Source organism: Nesterenkonia haasae, from assembly GCF_010119385.1.
GTDB classification, from domain to species: Bacteria; Actinomycetota; Actinomycetes; order Actinomycetales; family Micrococcaceae; genus Nesterenkonia; species Nesterenkonia haasae.
This window is the reverse complement of sequence record NZ_VFIE01000017.1, coordinates 417168-433823: the sequence shown is the minus strand read 5'-3', so window position 1 is coordinate 433823 and position 16656 is coordinate 417168. Positions and strand designations below refer to the sequence as shown.

Annotated in this window: 16 protein-coding genes and 2 tRNA genes; 13 read left to right on the top strand and 5 right to left on the bottom strand. The window is 60.7% G+C overall.

All coding sequences use genetic code 11. From position 1 onward, the window contains the following. Nucleotides 1-100: 100 nt before the first annotated feature. From FH975_RS02075 to FH975_RS02030, 11 genes are all read left to right on the top strand, one after another. Nucleotides 101-2749 (top strand): Rne/Rng family ribonuclease, encoded by a 2649-nt coding sequence (locus FH975_RS02075; RefSeq protein ID WP_407938602.1) that lies wholly within the window; start codon nucleotides 101-103, stop codon nucleotides 2747-2749. 71 nt (nucleotides 2750-2820) lie between these two features. Continuing rightward, nucleotides 2821-3129 carry a 50S ribosomal protein L21 gene (rplU, locus tag FH975_RS02070; protein WP_162319808.1) on the top strand — a complete coding sequence of 103 codons (309 nt, stop codon included), beginning with the start codon at nucleotides 2821-2823 and terminating at the stop codon, nucleotides 3127-3129. 52 nt (nucleotides 3130-3181) lie between these two features. After that, nucleotides 3182-3439 (top strand): 50S ribosomal protein L27, encoded by a 258-nt coding sequence (gene rpmA / locus FH975_RS02065; RefSeq protein WP_119903252.1) that lies wholly within the window; start codon nucleotides 3182-3184, stop codon nucleotides 3437-3439. Nucleotides 3440-3590: 151 nt separating this feature from the next. Then, the gene (gene obgE / locus FH975_RS02060) at nucleotides 3591-5114 is read left to right on the top strand and encodes a GTPase ObgE (RefSeq protein WP_162319807.1); all 1524 of its coding nucleotides are present in this window, start codon (nucleotides 3591-3593) and stop codon (nucleotides 5112-5114) included. Continuing rightward, the gene (proB, locus tag FH975_RS02055) at nucleotides 5111-6229 is read left to right on the top strand and encodes a glutamate 5-kinase (protein WP_162319806.1); all 1119 of its coding nucleotides are present in this window, start codon (nucleotides 5111-5113) and stop codon (nucleotides 6227-6229) included. Before obgE ends, proB begins: the two co-directional genes overlap by 4 nt. Further along, entirely contained in the window at nucleotides 6226-7482 is a 1257-nt protein-coding gene (locus FH975_RS02050) for a glutamate-5-semialdehyde dehydrogenase (RefSeq protein WP_162319805.1), read from the top strand. The genes proB and FH975_RS02050 overlap by 4 nt, the downstream gene beginning before the upstream one ends. Before the next feature lie 139 nt (nucleotides 7483-7621). Next, nucleotides 7622-7798, top strand: a complete 177-nt coding sequence (locus FH975_RS16255) for a hypothetical protein (protein ID WP_202922938.1) — start codon at nucleotides 7622-7624, stop codon at nucleotides 7796-7798. A 1-nt stretch (nucleotide 7799) separates the two neighbouring features. Then, nucleotides 7800-8510: a nicotinate-nucleotide adenylyltransferase gene (gene nadD / locus FH975_RS02045; protein ID WP_268896640.1), complete on the top strand. Its 711-nt coding sequence runs from the start codon at nucleotides 7800-7802 to the stop codon at nucleotides 8508-8510. After that, complete coding sequence (locus FH975_RS02040; protein ID WP_162319804.1) at nucleotides 8507-9685, top strand: hypothetical protein; 1179 nt, start codon at nucleotides 8507-8509, stop codon at nucleotides 9683-9685. Before nadD ends, FH975_RS02040 begins: the two co-directional genes overlap by 4 nt. Before the next feature lie 5 nt (nucleotides 9686-9690). Continuing rightward, complete coding sequence (gene rsfS / locus FH975_RS02035) at nucleotides 9691-10080, top strand: ribosome silencing factor (RefSeq protein ID WP_328821735.1); 390 nt, start codon at nucleotides 9691-9693, stop codon at nucleotides 10078-10080. Between the two features lie 50 nt (nucleotides 10081-10130). Then, nucleotides 10131-10206, top strand: a tRNA-Ala gene (locus FH975_RS02030). Nucleotides 10207-10397: 191 nt separating this feature from the next. On the opposite strand, the gene FH975_RS02025 is transcribed toward FH975_RS02030, so the two are convergent. Then, the gene (locus FH975_RS02025) at nucleotides 10398-11351 is read right to left on the bottom strand and encodes an L-lactate dehydrogenase (RefSeq protein ID WP_162319802.1); all 954 of its coding nucleotides are present in this window, start codon (nucleotides 11349-11351) and stop codon (nucleotides 10398-10400) included. 63 nt (nucleotides 11352-11414) lie between these two features. Between FH975_RS02025 and FH975_RS02020 the strand changes: the two genes are divergently transcribed. Further along, on the top strand, nucleotides 11415-11975 hold the full coding sequence (locus FH975_RS02020; RefSeq protein ID WP_202922937.1) for an SgcJ/EcaC family oxidoreductase: 561 nt from the start codon (nucleotides 11415-11417) through the stop codon (nucleotides 11973-11975). Between the two features lie 40 nt (nucleotides 11976-12015). On the opposite strand, the gene FH975_RS02015 is transcribed toward FH975_RS02020, so the two are convergent. Continuing rightward, on the bottom strand, nucleotides 12016-13311 hold the full coding sequence (locus FH975_RS02015; protein ID WP_162319801.1) for a DEAD/DEAH box helicase: 1296 nt from the start codon (nucleotides 13309-13311) through the stop codon (nucleotides 12016-12018). A 373-nt stretch (nucleotides 13312-13684) separates the two neighbouring features. On the opposite strand from FH975_RS02015, the gene FH975_RS02010 reads away from it, so the two are divergent. After that, the gene (locus tag FH975_RS02010; protein ID WP_162319800.1) at nucleotides 13685-15175 is read left to right on the top strand and encodes an FAD-dependent oxidoreductase; all 1491 of its coding nucleotides are present in this window, start codon (nucleotides 13685-13687) and stop codon (nucleotides 15173-15175) included. Nucleotides 15176-15188: 13 nt separating this feature from the next. Here FH975_RS02010 and FH975_RS02005 read toward each other — a convergent pair. From FH975_RS02005 to ppgK, 3 genes are all read right to left on the bottom strand, one after another. After that, nucleotides 15189-15265, bottom strand: a tRNA-Val gene (locus FH975_RS02005). 95 nt (nucleotides 15266-15360) lie between these two features. Next, complete coding sequence (locus tag FH975_RS02000; RefSeq protein WP_162319799.1) at nucleotides 15361-15516, bottom strand: hypothetical protein; 156 nt, start codon at nucleotides 15514-15516, stop codon at nucleotides 15361-15363. 181 nt (nucleotides 15517-15697) lie between these two features. Further along, the gene (ppgK, locus tag FH975_RS01995; protein ID WP_162320042.1) at nucleotides 15698-16528 is read right to left on the bottom strand and encodes a polyphosphate--glucose phosphotransferase; all 831 of its coding nucleotides are present in this window, start codon (nucleotides 16526-16528) and stop codon (nucleotides 15698-15700) included. Nucleotides 16529-16656 lie beyond the last annotated feature (128 nt).

Below are 16656 nucleotides of genomic sequence, written 5' to 3'. Positions count from 1 at the left end.
AGCGCCCGGCGTAAGGACCGTACCGGTGACCCGACCACCGACAACAGTCGTGGGCTCGCCGAGTGTGGCAGCGCAGACCACGGCGGGAGCAGACTTTTTAATGACCACGACTTCCAGCGAACCCGAAGAAATTTTCAACCCCTTTTCGGCCCCTGAGCCGGGACATCCCGGCGCCGGAGCTAAACCTGAGAAGGCTGTCGACTCCGCGCCAGAGGAAGCTGACCCCCTGGATGTCATGTTCCAGGCGCCAGATCTCTCAAAAGTCCCTTCGAAGCCGAAAAAAACGCAGGATGGCAACGAACCTTCGCGTGGTGAGGGTCAAGGGGAGCGGGGTGACTCTGGGGATCGAAACCAGAAGCCTCAGCACAACCAGTCCCCAGATCGCAGCCGCAACCCGTCTGACGATCAGGAAGACGACTCCGACGAGGGCAACGACTCGAATGAGAACAGCGAGTCCGGCTCCAACCGAAAAAACCGACGCAAACGCCGTCGGGGCGGGCGCAGCCGAAACCGGGCCGGCGACAACCAGGAAGACGGCGCAACGGATCAGGACAGCTCCAACGCTGAACAGTCCAAAGGTTCGGCGAAGGAAGAACCCGCTCAGGAAGAGGCCCGCGACAAGCCTGAACCCTCGTCGTCCCCTAACGACGAGGATGAGTCCCAGGTCATTCGTAAGAAGCGCCGCCGCCGGCGTGGTTCTTCAGACATGGAGATCGAAGAAGACTCCGAGGACGGCCACACAGTGACCCGCATCCGGGCCGGCAGAGAAGCCGCCTCGGATGCCTCTGACAAGGTCACCAGTGTCAAGGGGTCCACGCGCCTGGAGGCCAAACGGCAGCGGCGCCGTGCCTCACGGGACGGTGGTCGCCGCCGCGGCATCATCACGGAAGCTGAATTCTTAGCCCGCCGCGAATCAGTAGACCGCAAAATGATCGTCCGGCAACGTGGGGAACGCATCCAAATAGGCGTCCTCGAAGACGGGATTCTTGCCGAGCACTACGTCAGCCACACCACACAGGATTCGCTGATCGGCAATGTGTACCTGGGCAAGGTGCAGAACGTTCTGCCATCCATGGAAGCTGCGTTCGTAGACATCGGCCGCGGGCGCAACGCCGTGTTGTACGCGGGCGAAGTTGACTGGGAGGGCGCCAATATTGGCAACGCCCCCCGCAAGATCGAAAACGCCCTCAAATCTGGCGACTCAGTGTTGGTTCAAGTCACCAAAGACCCCGTCGGCCACAAGGGCGCCCGACTCACCAGTCAAGTCTCGCTTCCTGGGCGGTATTTGGTGTTCGTTCCCGGCGGGTCCATGACCGGTATATCCAGGAAACTCCCAGATACCGAACGCGCCAGACTGAAGAAGATCCTCAAAGAGCAGCTACCCGACAACGCCGGGGTCATAGTGCGCACGGCCGCCGAAGGTGCCTCCGAACAAGAGCTCACCAACGACATTAATCGGCTGCGTTCGCTCTGGGAGACTATCCAGAGTCAGACCCAGGACAAAAAGGTACTTGCACCAGAGCTCCTCTACGCCGAGCCGGACCTCACCATCAAGGTCGTGCGCGATGTCTTCAACGAAGACTTCTCTGCCATGGACGTCCAGGGCGATGAAACCTGGGACAACATTGAGGCCTACGTGACCTATGTGGCGCCGCACCTGCTCGACAGGTGCAGTAAGTGGGAGTCGGAGGACCACGAGGTCGACGATATCTTCGCCCACCACAGGATCGATGAGCAGCTCAATAAGGCTATGGACCGGAACGTGAAACTGCCTTCCGGCGGTTCACTGGTCTTCGACCGGACAGAAGCCATGACCGTAGTGGACGTCAACACCGGCAAGTTCACCGGCTCTGGTGGCAACCTCGAAGAGACGGTCACTAAGAACAACCTTGAAGCCGCAGAAGAGATGGTCCGGCAGCTGCGCCTGCGCGATATCGGTGGCATCATCGTGATCGACTTCATCGACATGGTCCTGGAATCCAACCGAGACCTCGTGTTGCGCCGCCTTGTTGAGTGCCTTGGTCGTGACCGGACCAAACACCAAGTCGCCGAAGTGACGAGCCTCGGCCTGGTCCAGATGACTCGTAAACGCATGGGCACCGGATTGCTGGAAGTGTTCTCCAGCGAATGCGAACACTGCTCAGGACGTGGCATCATCACTCACCCTGAACCGGTGGAGCACAGGCCTTCCTACACCTCAGGTGGCGATGTGGCCTCCGGTAAGAGCGCCAAGAAACGCAAAAAGCGTGGCAAGAAGACCGACGACGCCGGTCACCAGCCAGATCCCAGAGAAATGCAGAAACTGGAGAAGGCCTCTCAGGGCATGGCCAAAGTTGCCGCGGCCACCAACGGCTCAGCCAAATCCGAGAACGACGACGCCGCAGACTCGACTTCACAGCAGTCAGCGAAGTCAGCCGATTCGCCGACCCTGACCATTGGGGGAGAACCGGTTGAGCTGCCGCGCGGCAAGAACACGGCAGCATCCGCACCGCCAGCACCAGCCTCACTGGGAGACCTCGAGTCTGCGCTCGAGACTCGCAGTCGGCGGCGCGGTCGCCGAGCAGCCGGGTCCGCCCAAGGCAGTTCCGGTGAGGTCACAGAAGTCAAGACCGCTGTCCAGGGTTCGGAAGCATCATTCGCCACCGCAGCTCCGGCTAAGCCGAAGACCGAGACACCGGCGGCTGAGCCAGTGATGCTGGGTGTGGGTGTCAGTGCTGAAGAACTTGCTCAGGCCAATAAGTCTGAGTAGACTGGATCGCTGGCACTATTCTGTGCACAGATACTTTTTCATGCACGTTCAACGAGAGAAGTGAGTCCCAAGTGGTGTACGCGATTGTCCGCGCAGGCGGCCGCCAGGAGAAGGTTTCCGTCGGAGACCACGTGACCCTTGACCGCGTCGAGGCCGAGGCAGGCAGCACCATCGAGCTGCCAGCGGTGATGCTGGTGGACGGGGATGAGGTCACGACCTCCGCCGACGAGCTGTCCAAGATCACCGTGTCTGCCGAGGTTCAAGAGAATCTTCGTGGCAAGAAGATCGTCATTCATAAGTACAAGAACAAGACCGGCTACCACAAGCGTCAGGGTCACCGTTCTGAGCTGACCCGCGTCAAGGTAACGTCCATCGCCTGAACTGGGCGATAGACTGGTCCTAGATTTTCCATTTCCTGAGAGGTAAAGACCCATGGCACATAAGAAAGGTGCGAGCTCGACTCGCAACGGTCGCGATTCCAACGCCCAGCGCCTTGGCGTGAAGCGTTTCGGAGGACAGGCTGTCTCTGCAGGCGAGATCCTCATTCGCCAGCGCGGCACCAAGTTCCACCCCGGCACAAATGTTGGCCGCGGTGGGGACGATACCCTGTTCGCACTTGCTGATGGCGCTGTGGAGTTCGGCAGCAAGCGCGGCCGCAAGGTCGTCAACATTGTTCCAGCGGTCGGCTGAGCCGGCCTTCATATGAGTTTCGGCGACGGGTTCACTCCCAACGCCTCGTAGTGGTCACCAGAGGTGACTACCACTTCCATAAGGCCCGGCTGAGCATCGCTCGCCGGGCTTTTTGGCATTCTGAATACCACATCTAAAAGGGGATCCAGCTATGGCACATTTCGTCGACCGGGTGGTGCTGCATGCCGGCGGCGGAGATGGCGGCAGCGGCTGCATCTCCGTCCACCGAGAGAAATTCAAGCCCCTCGGCGGTCCCGACGGCGGCAACGGCGGAGACGGCGGCCACGTGGAATTGGTCGTCGACCCCAACACCACCACATTGCTGGACTACCACCACCGCCCGCACCGCCGCGCCGAAAGCGGCGGTGTAGGCCAGGGCAGCCTCCGTCACGGCCACAAGGGCAGCACCCTAGAACTCACTGTCCCTGACGGCACCGTCGTCAAGGACCGCGACGGCACCGTTCTGGTCGACCTCGTCGGCGCCGGTGCCCGAGCCCGCATCGCAGAAGGCGGCGTCGGCGGGCTCGGCAATGCCGCCCTTGCGTCAAGACAGAGGAAGGCCCCAGGTTTCGCCCTGCTAGGCACCCCCGGGCAGCAGAGCGACGTTGTGCTTGAACTGAAGTCCGTGGCAGACGTCGCTCTCGTTGGTTTCCCGTCAGCAGGCAAATCCAGCCTCATTGCTGCCATGTCCGCAGCACGGCCGAAGATCGCCGAGTATCCCTTCACCACACTGGTGCCCAATCTGGGCGTCGTCGAGGCAGGGGAGACCCGCTTCACGGTCGCAGACGTACCTGGACTGATCCCTGGTGCTGCCGAAGGCAAAGGGCTGGGCCACGAGTTCCTGCGTCATGTGGAGCGCTGCGCTGCCCTGGTCCACGTCCTGGACTGCGGGACCCTGGAGACGGACCGTGATCCTATTGCGGATCTGGACGCGATCGAACATGAGCTCGCTGCCTACGCTGCAGACGGTTTACCTCTGACTGAACGTCCGCGCTTGGTGGCACTGAACAAGACGGACCTTCCAGACGGGGAAGAGATGGCTGGGTTGGTGCGCGCCACGTTGGAGGAGCGCGGATTCCGAACCTTTGAGATCTCGGCGGTTTCGAGGAAGGGTCTCCGCGAACTGAGCTTCGCCATGGCGGGGCTGGTCCAAGAAGCTCGCGCTGCCCAGGAAGTCGAGGCGGCACCGGTTCCGGTCACCATTCGGCCCAAGGCAATCAACGACAGGGGCTTCACCATCAGCCGGGAAGAGAAGGGCGGCGAACCTCTGTGGCGAGTTCGCGGCTCCAAACCTGAACGCTGGATCCAACAGACAGACTTCAATAACGATGAGGCAGTCGGCTATCTGGCTGACCGACTTCAAGCCATCGGGATTGAAGACGAGCTGTTCCGCCTGGGTGCTGTGCCCGGGGAATCAGTGGTCATCGGTGCCGAAGAGGACGGTGTGGTCTTCGACTGGGAGCCGACCATGGCAGCCGGCGCTGAACACCTCGGTGCCCGAGGAACCGACCTGCGGTTCGAGGACCAACACCGGCCGACCCGCGCGGAAAAGAAACAAGACCAGGCCGACCGCCGCGCCAGCAAGCGTCAGGTTCGCGCTGAGATGGACAAGCTCTATGCCACAGATGAAGCCGAGGATGTGGACGCAGTCGCCGGCCAGCAGGAGGAACGGTGAGCTTCAACGTCACGGAAGCGAAACGCCTTGTCATCAAGGTCGGATCCTCCAGCCTGACCACCGTGGACGGCGGGATCAGCGTCCAGGCTTTGAACCGTCTCGTCGACGCTTGCCAGGGGCTGCGCAGCCGCGGCATTGAGATCGTCCTGGTCTCATCCGGGGCGATCGCTGCAGGATTGGCCCCTTTGAGGCTTGACCGGCGCCCTCAAGACCTGGCAGCCCAGCAAGCCGCTGCAGCCGTCGGGCAGGGGCAGTTATTGGCACACTACTCACGGGCATTCGGGCACCACGGCGCTGAAGTCGGCCAGGTGCTGCTCACGGTAGAAGATCTCATTCGACGCGCCACCTACGTCAACGCTCTGCGCGCCCTGGAGAAACTGCTTGCACTGGGCGTTATTCCGATCATCAACGAGAACGACGCCGTGGCCACCGCAGAAATCCGATTCGGTGACAATGATCGGTTGGCGGCCCTGACGGCCAATCTGATCCACGCTGATGGCCTCATCCTGCTTTCCGACGTCGACGCGCTCTACGATGGGCCGCCGCAGGCGGGGGGAAAGCCCATCGCGGAGATTGCCCGGACCGAAGATCTCAGTGGAGTGACTCTTGGCCCACGGGGTCGTGCTGGGATCGGTACCGGGGGCATGGTCACCAAAGTTGAGGCCGCTCAGATTGTGACAGCTCATGGTATTCCCGCACGCTTGACCTCCGCGGCCAACGCTGAGCGACTCTTCGCTGGAGAAGAAGTAGGAACCCTGTTTCTGCCGCGCGGTAAGCGGCGTGGGGCACGGTCCGCATGGTTGGCGCATCTGGCCCACACCAAAGGCAGAATCACCATTGATCAGGGGGCAGTCAGCGCTGTCGCTGAGCGTCGTCGTTCCCTGCTCGCCGCCGGGATCATTGAGGTGACAGGCAGCTTCGAGGCCGGCGACGTCGTCGAGATCAGCAGTCCAGACGGACAGGTGCGCGCGCGTGGTGTGAGTTCATTCTCGGCAGAGGAAGTCCGGACGATGCGCGGGAAGAAGACTGCGCAAATAGCTCAAGAGCTGGGCGAGGACTACCAACGCCCTGTAATTCATACTGATGACATGGCCCGAGTGGAGGTACCAGCATGACTGCAGACATCACCCAGATCACCCGGCGCGCCCGCGAAGCGGCCCGGCCATTGGGACGGTTGGACCGTCAGCACAAGGATCGAGCCCTGGAGGCGATCGCTGCGGGGCTGAGGGACTCAGCCACCTCCCTCCTCGGCGCCAACGAGCACGACCTCACCCGCAGTCGGGAGACTGGTCTCTCAGCCGCTCTCCAGGATCGACTCAGACTCACCCCTGAGCGCATCGAAGGCTTAGCCCAGGCGGTTGAGGAAATCATCAGGCTCGAAGACCCCATTGGTCGGGTCGTGCAGGGGCGAACTCTGCCTAATGGGCTCAGACTGAGCCAAGTCGCGGTGCCCCTTGGGGTGATCGGTGTCATCTACGAGGCGCGCCCGAATGTCACGGTCGATATCGCGGCGCTGGCTCTGAAGTCTGGCAATGCTGTCATCCTGCGTGGCGGGTCTGCTGCTATGGCCACCAACGAGATGCTATTGAACGTTATACGCGATGCCCTGCGCTCAGCCGATATCCCAGTGGACGCGGTACAAACCATCGACCCTCTCGGCAGAGAAGGCGCAACGGAGCTGATGACCACGCGTGGCAGCGTCGATGTTCTGATTCCCCGAGGTGGCCACGAGCTCATTCAACACGTGGTCAACAACTCAAGAGTTCCTGTCATCGAAACCGGGGAAGGAAATGTCCATGTCTATGTGGACGCTACGGCGGACCCCAGAAAAGCCCGGGAGATAGTAGTGAACGCGAAGACTCACCGGCCCAGCGTCTGCAATGCGGCGGAGACCCTGCTCCTTCACGCTCAGGCTGAGCAGGCCGGTAAAGAGTCTTTGGCCGCGCTGGCGGATGCCGGCGTCGTGCTGCATCTTGACCAGCGGGCCGCGCAGTGGATGCCTACCGGTTCTGGGGTCGCCGAATCCGCCACCGAGGAGCACTATCGCACCGAGTTCCTCGACCTGGAGATGTCGGTGGCCGTAGTGGACACGATCGATGAGGCGATCAGCCACATACACAGGTACAGCACTGGTCACACCGAAGCCATCGTCACTGACTCAGCATCTGCGGCAGATCAGTTTATCGCCGAGGTAGATGCCGCCGCTGTGATCGTGAACGCATCCACACGGTTCACTGATGGCGGTGAGTTCGGCCTGGGCGCTGAAGTAGGCATTTCCACCCAGAAGACCCACGCCCGCGGGCCCATGGGAATGGCGGAACTGACCACAACCAAGTGGGTCGTCCGCGGAGACGGCCAGACGCGCTGAGCCAGGTCCATCGCTCAGTCCTCCGCTCCGAGGGTGGAGAGCCGCGACGAACCCGGCTCTCAGGCCGAGATTGCGGGGATTTGAGCAATTTCCTAGTAGACTCTTGTCAGATCTTGACACACCATTCAAAGGGAGAGGCATGAACCTGCCCGTTCTCGCACTGCTTGCCGACCAGTACCATGGTTACGAGTTGCCGATGCCAGCCTACTGGTACGGCATCATCATCTTCGCCATCCTCATGCTGAGCTTGTTGATCACCCTCGGTTTCTCCGGGAAGGGTAAGGAACTTCCAGCTGACCCCCAGGGCCACCACTGATTTGACACCCCCTTTCAGCACTCCCGCTCGGACCGGTCCGGATGACCGCAAACGCCGTCTTGGCATCATGGGTGGAACATTCGATCCCATTCATCATGGTCACCTGGTGGCTGCCTCCGAAGTAGCCGCAGAATACAGCCTTGATGAAGTGATCTTCGTGCCCACGGGAGAGCCGTGGCAAAAGGCCGGCAGGCGCGTCACACCAGCGGAGCATCGCTACCTACTGACCGTGATCGCGACTGCTTCTAACCCGCGATTCTCAGTATCGCGGGTGGATATCGACCGAGGTGGCACTACGTACACCATTGACACTCTTCGGGACTTCCGGGCAATGTACGGAGACGCCGACTTGTTCTTCATCACCGGGGCGGACGCCATGGCGCAGATCATGTCTTGGAAGAATGTGGAGGAGCTGTGGGAGCTGGCCCACTTCGTCTCTGTGACCCGGCCGGGCTATCAGAGTGAAGACTTTGGGCGCAGCGAGAACATCTCACTGATGGAGATCCCAGCGATGGCTATCAGTTCAACGGATCTACGGGCACGAGGTAAGGCTGGCGATCCGGTCTGGTACCTGGTTCCGGACGGTGTGGTCCAGTACATCAACAAGCACAGGCTCTACCAAGATGGTTCAGGCACACGCGCGGCTGATGAGCCGAATCTCAGTTCACCTGGGCATACCATTGAGCAATACCACCGGGAGGGTTCCTCATGAGCGCAGACATTACTGAGCAGAATGCAGCCAACGGCGGAGAACTCCGCGAGCGGTACCTGCCAGTCTCCCGCAAGGAGTTGCGCCGCCGCCGCGAGGCTGAATTAGCGGCCCAGCGCGAAGTAGAAGAGACCCCGGAGGCTGGAGAGAATGATGCCCAGCACGAGCACAGTACTTCAAGCGAGCAGGCGGACTCATCGCCGGACTCAGAGCCCGAAACCACTGCGGAGCTTGATGAGGACCACGCCCAGGACGAACTGTCCCGAGCAGTAAGTGCAACTATCGCCTCCGAGAGCGACGAGCTCCCGCAGGAACCGGAGACAGACGACGAGGCCGAAGACGAACCGGAGTTAGATAGTGACGCGGCTCAGCCGTTGGTCCACGGAGATGACTCACCCGCTGAAGAACTCGGCCCCGACGAAGAAGTTTCAGACCCCGCAGTGCTTCCTGAACCCGAGGAAGCGCCGGCGCGTCCTGAGGAGGAGATCGCTGACGCTGAGGCTGATCTCGCCCTGGATGCTGGGGAGGAGACCACGCAGGTCATGAGTCGGGTCCTGGACTTCCCCGGCGAAGAAATTGAGCCGGTGGCCGAAGAGATCGTCGAGACCTCCTCGGGTGACGAGGGACAAGCTGAGGGAAATTCCAAAAACTCAGACGTGGATCCCGATACTCTCCCCGAATCACGCAGGGTTCGGCGAATGCTGCGCGAGACTCAGTCGATTCCGCCCCTGAGTCCTGAATTGCTTGCTGAGCTGGATTCGACCAACGCGGAGATCGCCCGAGTCGACGACCCGACGTCAGTCGACCCAGAGCTTCTGAAGCGACAGCAGGCACTTGCGGCCAAGGCCATGCAGGCCAACCAAGAACGCATGCGCAAGGAACACGCCAAGGCGGAGAAGGACCGCCGCCGCCGGAGCCGCGAACGGCCAGAGTCGACGATCCTGACTCAAAAGATGGTTCGTGATTCGCTGGAGCACGACCCTGAGGACATGCAGTACGCGACCGGCCAGATCGAGCCGGTGCACGCTCGGGGTGCCCATGGGCTTGATCTCAACAAGATGATCGATGCCACCTCACGACAAGTAGACCGGCAGAAGGTCCTCACATGGACCGTGATCGTGATGGCAGTCCTTCTGCTTGCTGCGATCGCAGCCGTTGTCTACTTCGTCTTCCTCTAAACTGAATGACACATATGACTGTTCCTGACACCGTACTTGCCGAATTGCGCACAGCCGCATCGGCCGCCACCGACAAACTCGCCACCAATATCAATGGGTATGACGTGGGGGAACGCCTGGGAATTACAGATGCCTTTCTCATCTGCTCTGCGCCCTCTGAGCGTCAGATTGGTGCTATCTGCGAAGAGATTGAAAAACAGGTCAAGACGGTGCACGATTCTGTGCCGCTGCGCCGTGAGGGTAAGGACTCAGGCACGTGGGTTCTCCTGGACTACGGGCACATGGTGGTGCATGTCCAACACGAACAAGAGCGAGCCGTATACGGTCTGGACCGTCTCTATGCCGACGTACCAAAGCTCGATCTGGATTTGCCCGAACCTCCGACAGCGGTGTAACGTGTAGGGGTTGCCAACGGGCAGAAAGCCTCGGCAAGACAAGCGAATATGGGGCATTGGCGCAGCTGGTAGCGCGTCTGCATGGCATGCAGAAGGTCATCGGTTCGAGTCCGATATGCTCCACCAAAATCCGGGCGCATTGCCCACATGGCTCCGTAGAGCCACCACGTGAAACGACCCGCCTCCTCCGGCGGGTCGTTTTCTCTTCATGGCCGAATTGTTATTTCGTTTGCTGGATCTCACGATGCAAAGGGTCCCCGACAGCGGCGCATCTGCTGCGGAGCGAGGCGTTCGGCAACAGCTGAGGGGGGGCGGAATCAGAGCCCCAATGACTTCTGAACGTGACGCAACCCCGCGGCAGACTGTTGCAGGAGATCTGCCTCAGACTCCGACAATGAAGTGGTCAGGACGGGTTCAGCTCCGCGTCTGGAGACTACGCTCGGCACGGACAGTGCAACGCCATCGATACCCCTAAATCCCCGCAACACCGTGCTGACTGGGAGCACCGCGTGCTCATCATGGAGAACAGCCTCGATGATCCGGGCGGCCGAGAGACCAATCGCGTAGTTGGTCGCGCCTTTGCCTCTAATCACATGGTAAGCGGCATTACGGACCTCGTCGGCCACCGAATTGAGGCGTTCGGACGTGAAGATCTGTTCTCCTCCAACTTCCCACTCAGCGAGAGGCGTAGCGCCGATGCTGGCGCTGGACCAGAGCGGAAACTCAGTATCTCCATGCTCGCCGATGATCTGGGCGTGGACGCTTTGCCGCGACACCTTGGCCTGCTGAGCCAACAACCACCGGAGGCGTGCCGTATCGAGGACGGTGCCAGTGGAGAATACTCGCTGGGCGGGGAGGCCCGAGATCTGCTGCGCTGCAGTGGTCAGCACATCGCAGGGATTGGTCACCAATAAGAAGATAGCCTGCGGAGCCCTCTCCAGCAGCTGTGGCATCAGGGACCTCAGTATGTCTACATTCGTAGCCGCCAAGTCCAACCTCGTTTGACCGGGATGCTGCTTGGCACCAGCAGTAATGACAACGACGTCGGCGCCTTCGACCTCACGAAGGTCGTTGCTGCCGGAGACTTCGCCTGCACCGGTGAACTGGCTGCCGTGGGCAAGGTCCAACACCTCGGCCTCGACTCGCGCCGCATCAATGTCATAGAGTCGCACGTTCATAGCAGAGCCGCGGATCATCACTGCATACGCGGTGGATGCGCCGACGCTCCCCGCCCCGATGATGGCGACTGTCTTATTCTCCAGAGCATTCATATTCCAAGCCTTCCACACGGCGTTGACCGATGGAAACGCAGAGCCTGGAGGGTGTACTCCCAAATGGCTCACACCATCCCAGACAGTATGATCAGCTCAGTCCACCCAGACCTGAGAGAACGGATACGAGAGATTTCTGACCTCGACCCGAGCGCACAGCCGAGCACACCAGAAGAACTCCCCAACGCTTTTGCCGCAGCCTGGAACAGGCACGACGCCAACTCCCTGGCTGCACTGTTCGTCGAGGACGCTGACTTCATCAATGTCGTCGGTCTCTGGTGGGAAGACCAAGACAGCATCCGTTCAGCACACGACTACGGATTCCGGAAGATCTTCGCAGATTCTCATATGACCGTGGACCATGTGAAAGTACGGCCTCTGAGCGAAGAGTCCGCAGTCATTGTGTGGGAATGGTCACTGACCGGACAACAGTCACCAGAAGGCAGTCCAGCCGCCAGAAGGCGGGGGCTCTTCACATTCGTGGTGCTCCAGCAAGAAGGGCGCTGGAGGACGGTCACAGCGCAAAACACTGATCGAGTCACCGGAGCGGAGACCAATATCAACCGCGAGGGAGAAGTTCAGCCGAAGACGTACCAGCAGCCATTCCGAATGCCGCCCAACTGAGATGGGTGAACCGCCGGGAGTCACAACTCCCGGCGTTCAATCAGCCTCTGGAGCCACTGGCCTGCCTGGAGCGGCGACCACCCTGGTTGCGGCGTGAACCTTGAGCACTGCGCGGGCCCCGTCCACCACGCGGTGATGGTGCCCTCTGCTGCTGGAGAGGCTGGACCGGTGGCTTCACGTAGTCCGCGACAGCACCGACCAGCTCGGCCACGGCGGGTGAGTTGCTGGTGACAGTTAGCGGCTGGGCCTTGATCTCTGCCTTGCGCAGCAATGCCTGCGTGTCGTGACGCTGTTCTGGAAGCATCACTGTGACCACGTCTCCGCTGCTCCCTGCGCGCGCGGTGCGTCCTGAACGGTGCAGATACGCTTTGTGCTCGGCCGGTGGATCCACGTGGACCACGAGCTCTACGGAATCTACGTGGACACCACGAGCAGCTACGTCTGTGGCAACCAACACGCGCACATCTCCGCCACCGAAAGCAGCGAGATTTCTGTCCCGCTGGTTCTGCGAAAGATTGCCATGGAGATCCACCGCTGGGGTGCCATCAGCGGTCAGCTGCTTGGCGAGCTTCTTAGCCTGATGCTTGGTCCTGGTAAATAGAATTCGTTTGCCGGTGCCGGAGGCCAGCGCCTTGACCAATGGCTTCTTCTCATCTGAAGGAACCTCGAACACGTGGTGAGTCATCGCAGAGACATGCGATGTCACTTCATCTACTGAATGCAGCAGCTCGTTGTGGAGGAATCGCTTGACCAGCTTATCCACGCCGTTGTCCAACGTTGCCGAGAAGAACATTCGCTGACCGTCTTGAGGAGTCTTTGCAAGAATACGCGTGACACCCGGAAGGAACCCAAGGTCGGCCATATGGTCGGCTTCATCAAGAACAGTCACGCGAACGGCGTCTAGGGTCAGTTGGCCCTGGTCGAGCAGATCTTCCAACCGACCCGGGCAAGCGACGAGGATATCGACACCGGACCGCAAGGCGTCCACCTGGCGCTTCTGGCTCACACCACCGAACACGGTGGTGGTCCGAAGGCCGTAGGCAGCTGCCAGTGGCTCCAGAACGGCGTTGATCTGAGTTGCCAACTCCCTGGTGGGAGCCAGGACAAGACCTCGCGGCTTACGGGGGACTCGCTTGGCATTGTCGGAAAGCTGCGCCACCAGAGGGATGGAGAAGGCGAGCGTCTTACCAGAACCAGTTTTTCCCCGACCCAGGACGTCGCGTCCGGTCAGCGTGTCCGGCAGAGTCTGCTGCTGGATCGGAAAAGCCTGGAATTTGCCGTCTGCGGCCAGAGCGCGAACCAGGGGAGCGGGTACGTTGAGGTCAACGAACGTCATGGGTGTATCAGAGATGGCGGATGCCTTTCAGGATGAGCCAGGCATCGGGGCGCATGAGTAATCAGTGCAACCAAGAGCCTGGCAGTCGCGAACGCACCGGACGGTGCACTCAGTTCGCCGCGAGAAGACCACTGCCATGAAGCTCGATACCAGTGACGACCACTGGCTCGGCTGAAGAACGTTCCTACGACGCACGGACCACTGAGGTCCGACTGATCTACTATACCCGACAGTAGCTCTTGAACGAAACTCACTGGTACAGAACCGCACAGCCAATCCTGCCCTGGTCAGCTTCTTCAGGGGCAATGTCACGCTGGTGTCCAGCGACAATTTTGAAGATGGAGATCCGTTGCTCCCAGGAGAAAGTTTGTCGATGAGTTCACTATGGCTTGACGCGCAGTCGGTGCAGGTTCCCGACCAAGGTCCGTTCCCAGCTGGCTCTGATTGGGATACCGTGGTCGTTGGAGCGGGGTTGACCGGATTGACTACTGCTGTGCTCCTGGCTCGAGCCGGTCAGCGAGTGGTCGTGATTGAAGCTCGGCAGGTCGGGGCAGTTGCTACCGGAAACACCACAGGGAAAGTCTCCCTTCTTCAGGGCACCAACCTCTCAGCGGTCCGCTCTTCCCGGTCGGACGAAATTCTCCAGGCCTATGTCGACGGCAATCGTGAAGCCCAATCCTGGTTGTTGCGGTACTTGGAGGACCGCGGTGTCGAATACCAAAGGCGCCCTGCATACACGTATGCACACTTCTCAGACAGTATTGGAACACTGGAGGAGGAGCTTGAAGCCTGCCAAGCGGCGGGGGTCAAGGCGGAATGGGCAGAAGTTGATGAACTGCCTTATCCAATTGCAGGGGCGGTACGGCTGGCGGATCAAGCTCAAATCCAACCAACAGCGGTACTGCAGAGCCTCGCTACCGAGGTGCTGGACCGCGGCGGGCTGATCTTTGAACAGACGCGCCTGGTCGGTGCCGCTTCAGGTCCGCCGGTAGCAATCGAAACCACTGCCGGGAATCTCACCAGTGGCAGTTTGGTGCTGGCTACCGGCACGCCGGTCCTCGACCGTGGCGCTCACTTTGCCAGAATGCAGGGGCTCCGTTCCTACGCGCAGGCGTTCACGCTTCCGTCAGGAATGACCCCTCCCCAGGGGATGTACCTCGGAGTGGACGCCCCGGGCCGCAGTTTGAGGTCGGCGCCGATAGCGGGTGACGAGCTGCTGGTGGTCGGCGGCAACGGGCACGAAGTGGGCAGAGCTGCATCGCCGGCGGAGGCCGTACGTGATTTGGAGGCTTGGACGCACCGTCACTTCCCGGGCGCGCAGCGGACCCATGCCTGGTCTGCTCAGGACTACCGTCCGGCAGACGGTGTGCCGTACTTCGGTCTGCTCCCGGGCGGTGGCGGTTCAATGTTCGTCGCGACCGGTTTCAACAAATGGGGCATGACCAACGGGGTTGCTGCCGCATTGGCCATCACTTCGCAGATCCTCGGTGGACACATGCCATGGGCAACGACTCTGACCGAACGCTCGCCCTCCGTCAGCGGACTGACCACCAGCCTCAAGGACAACGCATCGATCGGTGCGCGAATGACCCGGGACTGGGCCAAAGCCGAGCTTGGGACGCTTCCGGAGGAGGCACCCGATGAGGGTCAGGGAGAGGTAGGACGGCTCGGTGGCCAACCAGTCGGCAGCTCCACAGTCGGCGGTGTGACCCGGCGAGTCTCGGCAGTGTGCCCGCATTTGGGAGGAGTGCTGACGTGGAACGACGCGGAGTGCTCTTGGGATTGTCCGCTGCATGCCTCACGGTTCGCCCCAGACGGGGAGGTTCTTGAAGGGCCTGCGATCAGCAATCTCGATCCACAATAGACCTTCAGAATTATGGTGCGCCGAGAGAGACTCGAACTCCCGACACCTGCGGTGTAAACGCAGTGCTCTAACCAACTGAGCTATCGGCGCAAGTACCGCGAACGGCACAAGGAGTAATAGTAGCAAATGAGCGCCGAGTCGGTGTCCACGAGGGACCCGGCTCGGCGCACGCTACGCCCTGGGTCTCAGCGATTGAACCCGGAGTGGCTGCCGAGGCTGGGCTGCCCGTAGGCGATGTTCATGACGGAGCGGCTTTCGGTGTGGTCCGACGCTCGGAGAACGTTGAGAATTCGGTTGCTGTTCTTAGGGGACTTGAAGATGCTCTCTTTGAGGCTGCGCATTGCATCACTTTCTTATGTCTTACGGGGTCTCATGGAGACGCTCGGTGCGTCATCTACTTCTACGGTTGGCTCCTTGCGGACATGGCCAGATGACCACCATCCGCGTGAAGCGAGAACCGAGACGCTACACGAAACACTCCTGTAACACGGGGTTCAAGAAAGAAAAGTGAGCAAAGTCTCGCTAAGCGTGTGCCGATCGCAGATCGGCGGTTCGCGCACGTTCAGCGGCATAAAGCGCGGCACCGACGATTCCAGCATCATTCGTCAGCTGGGCGGGCACCACCTCGGCGCGGAGTCCTGTCACCGCGGGCAAGAAGTCCTCACTGCGCTTAGAGATCCCTCCGCCGATGATGAACTTGCTGACGGGTTGAATCCGCTCAATGTGGACTAAGAACCGTCGCAAGGTCTCCCCATACTCGGCCCAGGGCATATCCAGACGCTCACGCGCAGCAGCCGAGACCTTACGCTCGGCGGGATTCTCGCCTTCAAACTCCAGATGCCCCAACTCAGAGTTCGGCACCAAGACTCCGTCGTGGACTATTGCGGTTCCGACACCAGTTCCCAGTGTCACGGTCATGATGGTCCCTGGCCGATTGGCGCCCGCACCATAACGCGCCTCAGCTAAACCTGCCGCATCTGCGTCATTGAGCGTGGAGGTCCGGCCAGGCAGGCTCTTCAGCAGTTGCGTCGTATCGCACTCCAACCAGGTTTCATCAATGTTGGCTGCCGAAAGCACCACGTTGTCAATCACGATCCCCGGCACTGTGACTCCGACGGACAGTTCCTCGGCAGCAGGTGCCTTCTCGCGTGAGAGAAGCTCATCGAGAATCTCCCCAATGACAGCAGCAACCGCTTCCGGAGTTGCCGGCTTAGGTGTAGGGATGCGGAACCTTTTCCCCGTCAGGCTTCCTTTGCGCAGGTTGACGATTCCACCCTTGATTCCCGTACCGCCCACGTCAATTCCGATGGCTCTATGTGGAAGTGGGGGAAGGGTTGCGCTGGCGGGGCCCATCGCCTCGGCAGCGGGCGCGAACGTATCTGGTTTGGTCATGACTCTCCAGGGTCAGGCAAAAGAGGGAAACCGGCGCCACGCTGCACCGCTGTGATTCACCCAACAGAATAGCGTGCCCACACCATCGA